This is a genomic window from Pseudonocardia sp. GCM10023141 (assembly GCF_042653605.1).
In genome coordinates, this window is sequence record NZ_JBHSIR010000067.1 from 317,388 (window position 1) to 329,148 (window position 11,761).

An 11,761-nucleotide genomic window follows, 5' to 3' on the forward strand; every position below is an offset into this window, starting at 1 on the left:
GTCCCCCACGGTCGAGTCCGACGTCGCTATCGTGCCGGCGGTGGAAGCCATCGCCGGCACGGCGTTCGCGGCGCGGGCCTCGGCCCTGCGCAAGGTGTTCGGCTCGACGGTGGCGGTCGACGGGATCGATCTCGCCGTCCCGGCCGGCTCGGTGCTGGGCATGCTGGGCCCCAACGGGTCGGGCAAGACCACGCTGATCCGCATGCTGCTGGGGCTGACCCGGCCCACGTCCGGCACCGCCGAGCTGCTCGGCCACGCGGTCCCGGACGCCGCCGAGCTCGCACTGCCCCACGTCGGGGCGCTCGTGGAGGGTCCGGGGTTCCACACGTTCCTGTCCGGGCGCGAGAACCTGACGCGGGTGGCCGCGACCGAGCCGCTGCTGGCCTCCGCCGACATCGCCGACTCCGTCGGGATCGCGCTGGAACGCGTCGGGCTCGCCGACGCCGCCGACCGGCGGTTCCGCGGCTACTCGCTCGGCATGAAGCAACGGCTCGGGCTGGCCGCGGCGCTGCTGATCCCCCGCAGGCTCGTGGTGCTCGACGAGCCGACCAACGGGCTCGACCCGGCCGGCACCCGCGACGTGCGGCGGATCATCGCGGAGCTGCACGCCGGTGGCGCCACGGTCATCGTGTCGTCGCACCTGCTCGCCGAGGTGGAGGCCACCTGCACGCACGTCGCCGTGCTGCAGGCCGGCTCGCTGGTGGCCGCCGGTGAGCTGCGCACGCTGCTCGACACGGGCACGGGCGGGCTCGTCGTGGTCACACCCGACGTCGAGCTGGCGATCCGGACGCTGCGCGCCGCGGGCGCCACCGCGTACCTGGACGAGGGCGACGAGCCGGCCGTTGTCGTCGGCGAGGACGGGCCGCCGACGCCGGAGGTGGTCGCGCTGCTGGTGCGCGCGGGCGTCGCGGTGCACGAGGCCCGGCGCACCCGGGCCAACCTGGACGAGCTGTTCGCACGGCTCACGGAGGAGACGGCATGACCGCCGCAGTGGCGAGCGACGTGGTGCCCCGGTCACCCCGCCAGGCCCCGCTCGGCCGGTTGCTCGCGGCCGAGGTCCGGTGGGTGCTGCGGCGGCCGCGCACGCTGGTGCTGCTGGGCATCTTCGCGCTGATCCCGGTCCTGATCGCGATCGGCGTCGCCACGGCGGGGCGGGCGGGTGGCCCCGGGGGTGGGCTGATCGCCGCCATCGGCGGCAACGGGCTGGTGCTGCCCGTTGTCGCGATGACGTTGGCACTCACCCTGCTGCTGCCGCTGGCCGTCGCCATGTCGGCGGCCGACGCCATCGCTGGCGAGGCCGCCAGCGGCACGCTGCGCGGGCTGCTGCTCTCCCCGGTCAGCCGGTTGCGGCTGGTGGGGATGAAGGCCTTCGGCGTGCTCGTCGTGGCGGTGCTCGCCACGGTGGTGATCGCGGCCGTCGGCCTGCTCGCCGGGCTGGTGGTCATCGGCGGTGCGGAGGGTCAGCTCGTCACGCTGTCGGGCACGTCGGTCGGGCTCGGCTCCGCGATCGGGCGGATCGCGCTCGTCGTGCTGTGGACCGTCGGGCAGCTCGTGGCCGTCGGCGCGATCGCGATGGCGATCTCCGCGGTCACCGAGCACCCGCTCGTCGTGCTCGCGTCGGTGCTGGGCGGGCTGATCGTGTTCGGCGTGCTCTCGGCGATCCCGACGCTGGACTGGCTGCAGCCCTACCTGCTGACGTCGGGCTGGTCGGCGGGCACCGACGCGCTGCGCGACCCCGTCCCGTTCGACGGCATGATCCAGAGCTCGCTGCGGGCGCTCTGCTACGCCGCGGTCGGCGGCGGGCTCACCGTGTACCGGATGCTGCGCCGCGACGCCTGATCGCGCGATGATGGCGGCATGGCCGAACTCCTGGACGATGCCGCCGTCACCGCAGCGCTCGACGATCTCGCCGGCTGGGAACGCGATGGTGACGCGCTGGTGCGCACCGCCGAGCTGCCGAGCTTCCCGGCCGCCATCGCGGTGGTGGGCCGCGTCGCCGAGATCGCCGAGTCGCAGGACCACCACCCCGACATCGACATCCGCTGGCGCACGCTGACGTTCCGCTGCTCGACGCACTCCAAGGGCGGCATCACCGACCTCGATGTGGTGCTCTGCGGGGCGATCTCGGCCGAGATCGCCGCCGGCGGTGGCTGAGGGTTGCGACACTGTCCGGATGACGTCTACGCCGCGACTGCCGCGCAAGCCCTACGAAGAGGAACTGCTGCGCCTGCAGGGTGAGCTCGTGCACATGCAGGAGTGGGTGCGCACGAGCGGCACCCGGCTCGTCGTCGTGTTCGAGGGGCGCGACGCCGCCGGCAAGGGCGGGGCGATCAAGCGGATCACGGAGTACCTCAACCCGCGCATCTGCCGTGTCGTGGCGCTGCCGGCGCCGTCGGAGCGCGAGCGCTCGCAGTGGTACTTCCAGCGCTACGTCGACCACCTGCCGGCGGCCGGTGAGATCGTGCTGCTGGACCGCAGCTGGTACAACCGCGCCGGAGTCGAGCGCGTGATGGGCTTCTGCACGCCCGACGAGTACGCGCGCTTCCTGCGGCAGTGCCCGGTGTTCGAGCAGCTGCTGGTCGAGGACGGGATCCAGCTGCGCAAGTACTGGTTCTCGGTCAGCGACGGGGAGCAGGAGAAGCGGTTCCGCTCGCGGATGACCGACCCGATGCGCCAGTGGAAGCTCTCCCCGATGGACCTCGAGTCGATCAGCCGCTGGGAGGACTACTCGCAGGCGAAGGACGAGATGTTCGCCCACACCGACACGCGCGAGTCGCCGTGGTTCGTGGTGGAGGCCGAGGACAAGCGCCGGGCGCGGATCAACATGATCGCCCACCTGCTGTCCAGCGTGGCGTGGGAGCAGGTGCCCTCGCGCGAGCTGGAGCTGCCCGAGCGGCCCCCGACCCGGGGCTACGAGCGGCCGCCCCGGGAGCTGTTCCACGAGGTGCCCGACCACGCCGCGACGCTGTTGGCGCCGTAGGACCTCCGGTTGCAGGAAGTCCGTCATGGCCTTCGGCCGCCATGGAAGCTGAGAACGGGACGTCGGCTGCGGATGGGGGGCGTGCCCCGCGCTACGGCGCCGTCGCCGGGCCGGCAGATCAACAGGAGGGCCCGGCGTGGGGCGCTGCGGTGCGGGTGGGGTGATCAACGCCCACTGGTTCGGTGTTGACCATGACCCAGTGGGCGTTGATCTTCGCGCCGGTGGTCGAGCGCGCACTGGCTCATGATCGAACCGGAACCGGTGGGCGTTGATCACTCGCCCGGCGCGGCGGGCTCTCGCAACGGGGCCGGCGCGGGGGTGTCGGGTGCGGTTCCCGGTAGGTCCCGCTGGTAGGCCGCCTTCGCACGGCGATGGCAGGAAAGCCACTTTGCCGCAACGACGTTGCAGCAAAGTGGCTTTCCAGCAACCAGGCACGGGCCCCGCCGTGACTTGGCGCCGCACTCAGAACCGCCGGTTCACCAGCACCGGCACGGTCTTGCGCGCGGCGGCGACCTCGTCCAGGTCCAGGTCCACCACCAGCAGGTCCGGTGCCGTGTCGAGCTGCCCGACGAACGCCCCGAGCGGCCCGGCCACCGCGCTCGCGCCGATCCCGGCCGGAGCCCCACGGGGGTCGCGGCCGATCGTCCACGGGTCGGCCTGCCCGCAGGCCGCGACGAACGAGGTGCTGTCGAGAGCCCTGGCTCGCACCAGCAGGTCCCACTGCTCGCGCTTGCCGGGACCGTCTCCCCACGACGCCGGGACGGCGATCACCGACGCGCCGTCGCCCGCCAGCTTCTGGAACAGCCCGGGGAAGCGCAGGTCGTAGCAGGTGGCGAGGCCGACGGTGACGCCGCCGACCGCGATCGACACCGGCGTCGTGCCCGGCGCGACCGTGCGGGACTCGGCGAACCCGAACGCGTCGAACAGGTGGATCTTGTCGTAGCGCGCCTCGACGCCACCGCCGGTGGCCAGCAGCGTGTTGTGCACGCGGTCGCCGTCGGCCGGGGTGAACATGCCGGCCACGACGGTCACGCCGGCGTCGGCCGCGAGCGCGCGCACCCGCGTGGCCCAGGGGCCGTCGAGCGGTTCGGCCACCGGCCCGAGCGGCACGCCGAAGCAGCACATCGCCCCTTCCGGGAAGACGACGAGCTCAGCGCCCGCCGCGGCCGCGCGGGCCACCCCGTCCGCGATGAGGCCGAGGTTGTGCGCCACGTCGGGGGTGGACGCGATCTGGGCGAGAGCGATGCGCAACACGGGCCTCCGATTGATGTATACCTACTGCATGCAGGACGTGCGGGGGTCGGGCCGGGACCGTGCTTATCGCCACCTGCGCGAGGTCGTGCTGGTGGACCCGGGAGTGCAGGGCACCTTCCTCAACGAGGTGGAGCTCGCGCAGGCCATCGGCGTCTCGCGCACTCCGGTGCGGGAGGCCATGCTCCTGCTGGCGGCCGACGGCCTGATCGAGATGGTGCCCAAGCGGGGAGCCTACGTCCCGCCGCTGTCGGGCCGGCAGATCAAGGAGTTGATGGAGCTGCGCAGCCTGCTCGAGCGCCACGCCGCCACCGTCACGCTCAGGGCCGGGACGGTGCCGTTGGAGGAGATCGGCGCCGCGCTCGCCGAGCAGGAACGGATGATCGATCCCGCCGCCGCCCCGGACGCCCAGCAGTTCATCGAGTGGGATCGCCGGTTCCACCAGGCGCTCGTGGATGCGGCGGGCAGCGACCTGATCGCCCGCACCTACGCGAGCCTGCGCACCCGGCAGGTCCGCGTCGGCGTCGCCGCGCTGTTCCGCACGGCCGACCGCAGGCTGGCCGTCTGCACGGAACACCGGCGCATCGTGGACGCGCTGGCGGCAGGCGACGAGCCGGCCGCCCACGCGGCGATCGACGATCATCTGCGGATCACGCTGCAGCTGTTCCTGGAGTCGTGAACACCGCGAGGTAGGCCTCGTCCTCGGCCGGGTCGGGATTGCGACCCAGCGCCAGGCCACCCAGCGTCACGAGCGCGGCGACCGCCACGTAGCCCGCCACCAGCACCCACGTCCCGGTGCCGCTCAGCAGCGCCGTGAACACCAGCGGGGCGACGGCGCCGCCGAACACGCCGGCGATCGTGTAGGCCAGCGAGCTGCCGGTGTAGCGCAGCCGGGCGGAGAACTGCTCGGTGATGAACGCGGCCTGCGGCCCGTACATGAACGAGTGCAGGGCGAGCCCGACGACGGTGCCGACGACCAGCAGCGGCATCGAGCCGCCGGAGATCGACGGGAAGAACACGAACGGCCAGATGCCGGCCGCCGCCGCGGCGACGCCGTAGACGACACGGCGATTGATCCGGTCGGAGATCGCTCCGGCCAGCGGGATCAGCGCCAGCTGGCAGGCCGACCCGATGAGGATGGCCGTGAGCACCTGACCGCGGCCCAGCCCCAGCACGGTGGTGCCGTAGGTCAGGACGAAGACGGTGAAGAGCGCGTACGCGACGTCCGGCCCGATGCGGCACAGGATCGCGGCGAGCAGCGCGCGGCGCTGCGTCCGGAAGACGTCCAGGATCGGCGCGTCCGGCCGGTCGCCCCTGGCCTTGATCGCCTTGAAGACGGGTGTGTCCTCGAGCTTGAGCCGGATCCACAGCCCGAATCCGACGAGCACGGCCGACAGCAGGAACGCGATCCGCCAGCCGAAGTCCAGGAACGCCTGATCGGACATGATCAGGGTCAGCAGCGCGAGCACGCCGTTGGAGAGCAGGTTGCCCGCGGGCGGGCCGATCTGGGCCGCTGACGACCAGAAGCCGCGCTTGCGCGGATCGCCGTACTCGCTCGAGAGCAGCACCGCGCCGCCCCACTCGCCGCCGACGCCGATGCCCTGGGCGAACCGCAGCAGCACCAGGATGATCGGCGCCGCCACCCCGATCGTCGCGTAGCTGGGCAGCAGGCCGATGAGGAACGTGGCCGCACCGATCAGCAGCAGCGTCACCACCAGCACCTGCTTGCGGCCGATGACATCGCCGAGGCGGCCGAACAGGAATCCGCCGAGCGGCCGCGAGACGTAACCGACGGCGTAGGTCGAGAAGGCCAGCAACGTGCCGGTCAGCGGGTCGGAGCCGGGGAAGAACAGTTGCGGGAAGACGAGCGCGGCCGCGGCCGAGTAGACCGCGAAGTCGTACCACTCCAGCGACGTTCCGGTGAGGCTCGCGGTGAACGCCTTGACCAGCGAGCGTCTGTCGATCTCGGCCATGCGGAGGCCTCCTCAGTGTGTGGCGAGATCGTCATACTTGCTGTATACAAGTGGCATGCGCAAGTCCTGAAACGAAAGGATCACCGATGTCCCCGCTCGTCTTCGCCCTTCCCGACGGCTCCGAGGCCACCGTCACGGTGACCCGACTGCTCAACGCCGGCTACGCCGGCCGCGCCCAGGACGAGGTGGCGGCACACATCGCCGAACTGGCCGAACTGGGCGTCCCGGCCCCCTCGGTGACACCGGCGCTCTACCCGGTGGCGCCCTACCTCGCCGCGCAGGTCGACGGCGTCCCGGTGCAGCACGGACGCACCTCCGGCGAGGCCGAGTGGGCGCTCGTCGTCGCCGGGGAGGCACCCGAGGACCTCCTGCTGACGGTGGCCTGCGACCACACTGACCGCGACCTCGAGGTGCACGGAGTCGCGTGGAGCAAGAACGCCGGCCCCGACGTGCTGGGGCGGCGCGCCTGGCGTCTCGTGGACGTCGAGGACCACCTCGACGAGCTGCGCCTGCGCGCCTGGGTCACCGACGACGGCGTGGAGACGCTGATCCAGGACTCGCCGCTCGCCGCGCTCCTGTCGCCCCGGCACTGGCTCGAGAACGCGGCCGACCTGCTGGTGCCCGGCACCGTGTTGCTCTCGGGCACGGTGGCGATGCTGCCGGGCGTCGACCAGTTCGCGGCGCGGTGGCGGGTGGAGCTCACCGACCCGGTGCGCGGGGAGACGGTCGACCTCTCCTACGCCGTGGAGCGGATGCCGGAGCCGATCGGGTAGCGCGCCGCCGCTCCGGATGCCAGCAGGGCGTCCCTCCTGACGTCGAGCGGCAGTTGAACGTCAGCAGCGCCCACCCCACATCGCAGCAGTCCGGGAGCGAGCGGGCAGCGGCCCCTACCGATCCGACTGGAGCTTGCCCCCGATGCTCAGGCGTCGGTGGGTACCTCGTGGATCCAGACCTGCACGCTCTCGGGCGGGATCTGCAGGGCGTCGACGAACGCGTCGGTCACCTTCTTGACGAGCTCCCGGCGCAGCTCGGGCGTGCGCGGACCCTGCTGGACGGTGACGATCGGCATCGGTTCTCCTTGGACGGACGGGCGGGTTGTCGGGCTTGCCCACCCATTCCAGGCCCGAGTACGCGCGCGAACCAGGCGCGATCCGGACCGACAGCGATCACGATTCGTGATCGCAGGCCCGCAACAGCGCGTCGAGGTGCGCCGTCGGTGCCCCGCGGCGCACGACGAGCGATGCGGTGATCCACAGCCCGTCGCCGCGGAACCGGAGGAACCGGACCCCGCGCGGCACGAGCACCTCCGTCTGGGCCGCGTACATGACCGTCCACATCGGCGTCCCGAACCCGATGCCCGCCAGCAGGTCCGGCACCGCGTCGGTGGGCGGGCCGGGGATCGGGTCGAACCCCGCGTCCTGACAGGCGGCGAGGACCAGGTCCACGAGCGGCGGGTTGTTCCGGCGCGCCGTCATCCGCAGCGGCAAAGCGGCGAGGTCGACCAGCGAGACATCGGCCCCCGCCGCCAGCGGGTGGTCCGCGGGCAGTGCCGCCACCAGCTCGTCGCGCCACACCGGCAGCGCCCGCACCCGCGCGTGCGCAGCGGGTCCGCGCACGAACGTCGCGTCGAGGCGCCCCGCGGCCACCCGCTCCACCCGGACCGCCGTCGGCGCGGTCTCCAGCTCCACCACCAGCGACGGCGACCGCAGCGCGGCCAGCACGCGGTCGAGGCGCGATCCGAGCCCCGCGCTCAGCCCGAGGCGCAGCACCGCCGTACCGGCGGCGGCGAAGCGGGCTCGGTCGGCGGCCGCGACCACGTCTCGTGCTGCCGGCAGGAACCGCCGGCCGGCCTCCGTGAGCCGCACGTGGCGCGGGGAGCGGTCGAACAGCGCGACCCCGAGCTCCCGCTCCAGCCGTCGGATCTGCTGGCCGACGGCGGGTTGGCCGATGTGCAGCCGCTCGGCCGCCCGTCCGAAGTGACATTCCTCGGCCACGGCGACGACGTACTGGAGCTGCCGCAGTTCCATGGCGCTATTGTGGACGGCATGCAGCGCGCGTACTGGTTTACCGCCCCGGCCCTGGATGGGCCGGCGGGTCAACCGCTGCACTGAACCTCCATCCACGAGCCGGACGACACGCCGGCTCGCGGATCTCGACGGGGCGGCTGTCGCCGAAAGGAAGCCCCCGTCATGTCGCTCATCGCCGTCCCGGCACTCGACGAGCACCGCACCACGCGGATCAGCCCGCTGCTCTCACCCTCGTTGCTGCGCCACGAGCTGCCCATCGACGGGTCCGTCGCCGACACCGTCACCCGCACCCGCACCGAGGTCCAGGACATCCTCGACGGCACCGACGACCGCCTCCTCGTCATCGTCGGACCCTGCTCCATCCACGACCCCGACGCCGCACTCGACTACGCCACCCGCCTCGCCACCCACGCTGAGAAGACCGCCGACGAACTACGCATCGTCATGCGCACCTACTTCGAGAAGCCCCGCTCCACCGTCGGCTGGAAGGGCCTCATCAACGACCCACACCTCGACGGCACCTTCGACGTCAACACCGGGCTACGCATCGCCCGCACACTCCTGCTCGACGTGACCGCGCTGGGCCTGCCCGTGGGCTGCGAGTTCCTCGACCCCATCACCCCACAGTTCATCGCCGACATCGTGACCTGGGGCGCCATCGGCGCCCGCACCGCCGCCAGCCAGGTCCACCGCCAACTCTGCAGCGGCCTGTCCATGCCCGTCGGGATCAAGAACGGCACCGACGGCGACATCCAGGTCGCCATCGACGGCGTCGGCGCCGCCGCGGCCAGCCACGTGTTCATGGGCATCAACCCCGACGGCCTCGCCGCGCTCATCACCACCTCCGGCAACCCCGACTGCCACGTGATCCTGCGCGGCGGCACCACCGGCCCCAACCACGACGCGGCATCGGTCACGACCGCCCTGCAGCTGCTCGCCAAAGCCGACCTGCCCGCCCGGGTCATCGTCGACGCCAGCCACGGCAACAGCGGCAAGGACCACCTCCGCCAAGCCGAGGTCACCCGCGAGATCGCCACCCGCATCGCCGACGGCGAACGCGGCATCACCGGGGTGATGCTGGAGAGCTTCCTCGTCGCCGGCCGCCAGAACCTCGGCCCCACCATGACCCGCGGACAGTCCATCACCGACGCCTGCATGGACTGGGACACCACCGCCGCACTGCTCGACGAGCTCGCGGCAGGCGTGTCCGCTCGACGCTGAACCGCCGATCATTCACTCCAACGGACTAAGAAAACGCCTGCGAGGCCGCTGATCGGGCGTTCGGCGTCGCCCGTTCGCAATGATCCACCCAACTGGAGGAATGCCCCTGATGCCCCGCTCGGCACCAAGACGTGGCAGAGTTGTGGTGAACGGTCGTTGTTTCGGTGTTCGTGTGCAGCACGCTCGCAGGAACGTCCAGGTGCTCGCCTAGAGAGGCGGGCGCCCGGGGCCGCCGGGGACCGCACGGTGCGGGCCCATTTCACCTGCAGGGAGCAGTTCGCATGGCACAGGGAACCGTGAAGTGGTTCAACGGCGAGAAGGGCTACGGCTTCATCTCGGTCGACGGGGGCGGCGCTGACGTCTTCGTCCACTACTCCGAGATCGATGGCGGTGGCTTCCGCAGCCTCGACGAGGGGCAGCGCGTGGAGTTCGAGATCGGCCAGGGCCAGAAGGGCCCCCAGGCTCAGGGCGTTCGCGTCGTCTGATTTTCACACGCTCGTTCAGGAGCCCGCTTCCCCTCGGGGAGGCGGGCTCCTGCCGTTGGTGAGCCGCACGGCGCACGAGACGGTTGACGGGCTCTGCGGCGCCTTCTAGCGTCCGAACTGCTCAGGGTCTCGACGCGTCAGTGGTGGGCGGCGCGTCTCCTCGATCTGTGGAGACGCCCGATGTCGCCTGCCGTGCTGCGCCTCGCGCACCCCGGATTCTTCGTTCTGGGCTTCCTGGCCCGCCTGCCCATCGCACCGCTCGGCACGCTGGTGTTCGTCGCCTCGGCCACGGGCAGCTTCGCGTTCGCCGGCATCGCCGGTGCCGCACAGGGGCTGGCCTCCGCTGCCGGCGGGCCACTGCTGGGAGCGCTCGCCGACCGGTACGGCCATCCGGTCGTGGGAGCCGCGGGTGCCCTCTGCACCGCGGCCGCGCTCGTCTGGCTGATCATCGCCGTGGACGTCGACCGAACCGCCGTCGTGGCGGCCGCCGCACTGGCAGGCCTCACGCAGCCACCGACCGGCGCGCTCGTGCGGGTGTACTGGTCGCGGCTCCTGCGCGAGCGCAGCGCGCCCGGACAGCTCGCCGCCGCCCTCTCCTACGAGACCGTCGCCGACGAGACGAGCTGGGTGGTCGGCCCGTTCCTGGTCGGCGCGCTGGGGCTGTTCGGTCCGATCGTCCCGCTCGCGACCGGCGCGGCGCTGCTCGTGGCGGCCACGTTGCCGTTCGCACTGCGCTACGGGCCGCCGGCGATCCCGCCACCGCAGCAGCGGGCGGCCCTGGCGGAAACCACCGGCTCGCCGGAACCCATGCCGTGGCGAGATCTCGGGATGCTGTTCCTGGCGATGGCCGCGCTGGGCGCGGTGTTCGGGGCCGTTCAGACCGGTGTGACCGTGTACGCGGAGACCACCGGACGGCCGGACGCGGCCGGGCTGATCTACGCACTGCTCGGGGTCGGCAGCGCCGTCGCCGGCATGGCCTGCGGCCTGCTCCCGGCCCGCTTCTCGCTGCGGGCCCGCTACCTGGTGTTCGCCGCGACGCTGCTGCTCGGCTCGCTACCGCTGCTGGGTGTGGGCGTCGGGTTCGCGGTGCCGCTCGCGGTCGCCATCCTGAGCGTCACCATCGCGCCGTACATGATCAGCCTCTACGCCCTGACCGAACGGCTGGCACCGCGACACCGCGCCGGCCTCGCCATCGCGACGCTGTGCGCGGGCGGGCCGACCGGCACCGCGGCCGGCCGCGGGATCGCCGGAGTGCTCGCCGACCAGCACGGCAGCGCGGGCGCATTCGCCGTGGCGCCGGCCGCCGCCGGGCTGGCGTTGCTGCTGGCGCTGGCCGGGGCTGCTGGACAGCTCCGGACGTTGAGGCCAGGGTTGGTCACATGGCCCGCTAGCGCAAGGAGACAGCTATGACGCGCACTCCGCAGGAGATCTTCCAGCACCACGCGGTGGCTCTGATGGCAGGCGACATCGACGAGATCGTCGCCGACTACGCCGACGACGCCGTCTTCATCTCCCCCAGCGGCACGCAACACGGCAAGGACGGTGTCCGCGCCGCGTTCACCGCGCTCCTGTCCGACCTGCCGTCCGCAGCGTGGGACGTGCCGACGCAGATCTTCGAGGGCAACGTCCTGTTCATCACCTGGAGCGCGGTCGCCGCCGCCACCCAGGCCACCGACGGCGTCGACACGTTCGTGTTCGACGGCGACAGCATCAGCGTCCAGACCGTCCGCTACACGCTGGAGCACACCGGGCACGACTAGGGCGTGTCCTGTAAGCCGGTGCGCAGCCATAACACGATCGCGGCGATGATGAGTTCGGAGCGGT

At 72.1% G+C, this 11,761-nt stretch carries 14 protein-coding genes; 10 read left to right on the forward strand and 4 right to left on the reverse strand.

Annotated elements, in window-relative coordinates:
* Positions 1–31: 31 nt before the first annotated feature.
* From ACFPFQ_RS39320 to ppk2, 4 genes are read left to right on the forward strand one after another with little or no spacing between them, the layout of a single operon-like run.
* Positions 32–982 (forward strand): ABC transporter ATP-binding protein, encoded by a 951-nt coding sequence (locus ACFPFQ_RS39320; protein WP_379628300.1) that lies wholly within the window; start codon positions 32–34, stop codon positions 980–982.
* A complete protein-coding gene (locus ACFPFQ_RS39325) occupies positions 979–1,839 on the forward strand; it encodes an ABC transporter permease subunit (protein ID WP_379628246.1) in 861 nt (286 codons plus the stop codon). Before ACFPFQ_RS39320 ends, ACFPFQ_RS39325 begins: the two co-directional genes overlap by 4 nt.
* 18 nt (positions 1,840–1,857) lie before the next feature.
* Complete coding sequence (locus ACFPFQ_RS39330) at positions 1,858–2,154, forward strand: 4a-hydroxytetrahydrobiopterin dehydratase (RefSeq protein WP_379628248.1); 297 nt, start codon at positions 1,858–1,860, stop codon at positions 2,152–2,154.
* A gap of 19 nt (positions 2,155–2,173) precedes the next feature.
* Positions 2,174–2,980, forward strand: coding sequence for a polyphosphate kinase 2 (gene ppk2, locus ACFPFQ_RS39335; RefSeq protein WP_379628250.1), 807 nt, complete (start codon positions 2,174–2,176; stop codon positions 2,978–2,980).
* Positions 2,981–3,442: 462 nt separating this feature from the next.
* Here the strand turns inward: ppk2 and ACFPFQ_RS39340 are convergent, their stop codons facing one another.
* Positions 3,443–4,231 (reverse strand): carbon-nitrogen hydrolase family protein, encoded by a 789-nt coding sequence (locus ACFPFQ_RS39340; RefSeq protein ID WP_379628302.1) that lies wholly within the window; start codon positions 4,229–4,231, stop codon positions 3,443–3,445.
* 31 nt (positions 4,232–4,262) lie between these two features.
* Here ACFPFQ_RS39340 and ACFPFQ_RS39345 point away from each other — a divergent pair, with 31 nt between their 5' ends.
* Complete coding sequence (locus tag ACFPFQ_RS39345) at positions 4,263–4,910, forward strand: GntR family transcriptional regulator (protein ID WP_379628252.1); 648 nt, start codon at positions 4,263–4,265, stop codon at positions 4,908–4,910.
* Here the strand turns inward: ACFPFQ_RS39345 and ACFPFQ_RS39350 are convergent.
* The gene (locus tag ACFPFQ_RS39350; protein ID WP_379628254.1) at positions 4,882–6,204 is read right to left on the reverse strand and encodes an MFS transporter; all 1,323 of its coding nucleotides are present in this window, start codon (positions 6,202–6,204) and stop codon (positions 4,882–4,884) included. The genes ACFPFQ_RS39345 and ACFPFQ_RS39350 overlap by 29 nt on opposite strands.
* An 86-nt stretch (positions 6,205–6,290) precedes the next feature.
* Here ACFPFQ_RS39350 and ACFPFQ_RS39355 point away from each other — a divergent pair, with 86 nt between their 5' ends.
* Positions 6,291–6,977 carry a DUF2848 domain-containing protein gene (locus ACFPFQ_RS39355; RefSeq protein ID WP_379628256.1) on the forward strand — a complete coding sequence of 229 codons (687 nt, stop codon included), beginning with the start codon at positions 6,291–6,293 and terminating at the stop codon, positions 6,975–6,977.
* A gap of 146 nt (positions 6,978–7,123) precedes the next feature.
* Here ACFPFQ_RS39355 and ACFPFQ_RS39360 read toward each other — a convergent pair whose 3' ends face one another.
* Together ACFPFQ_RS39360 and ACFPFQ_RS39365 are read right to left on the reverse strand one after the other, a co-directional pair.
* Positions 7,124–7,273 carry a tautomerase family protein gene (locus tag ACFPFQ_RS39360; protein WP_379628257.1) on the reverse strand — a complete coding sequence of 50 codons (150 nt, stop codon included), beginning with the start codon at positions 7,271–7,273 and terminating at the stop codon, positions 7,124–7,126.
* 97 nt (positions 7,274–7,370) lie between these two features.
* On the reverse strand, positions 7,371–8,231 hold the full coding sequence (locus ACFPFQ_RS39365; RefSeq protein WP_379628259.1) for a LysR family transcriptional regulator: 861 nt from the start codon (positions 8,229–8,231) through the stop codon (positions 7,371–7,373).
* A 162-nt stretch (positions 8,232–8,393) separates the two neighbouring features.
* On the opposite strand from ACFPFQ_RS39365, the gene ACFPFQ_RS39370 reads away from it, so the two are divergent.
* The 4 genes from ACFPFQ_RS39370 (at position 8,394) to ACFPFQ_RS39385 (ending at position 11,697) form a co-directional block, all read left to right on the forward strand.
* Entirely contained in the window at positions 8,394–9,452 is a 1,059-nt protein-coding gene (locus tag ACFPFQ_RS39370) for a 3-deoxy-7-phosphoheptulonate synthase (RefSeq protein ID WP_379628261.1), read from the forward strand.
* A 281-nt stretch (positions 9,453–9,733) separates the two neighbouring features.
* A complete protein-coding gene (locus ACFPFQ_RS39375) occupies positions 9,734–9,937 on the forward strand; it encodes a cold-shock protein (protein ID WP_379628263.1) in 204 nt (67 codons plus the stop codon).
* A gap of 180 nt (positions 9,938–10,117) precedes the next feature.
* Entirely contained in the window at positions 10,118–11,347 is a 1,230-nt protein-coding gene (locus ACFPFQ_RS39380) for an MFS transporter (RefSeq protein ID WP_379628265.1), read from the forward strand.
* Positions 11,344–11,697 carry a nuclear transport factor 2 family protein gene (locus ACFPFQ_RS39385; protein ID WP_379628267.1) on the forward strand — a complete coding sequence of 118 codons (354 nt, stop codon included), beginning with the start codon at positions 11,344–11,346 and terminating at the stop codon, positions 11,695–11,697. The genes ACFPFQ_RS39380 and ACFPFQ_RS39385 overlap by 4 nt, the downstream gene beginning before the upstream one ends.
* Positions 11,698–11,761 lie beyond the last annotated feature (64 nt).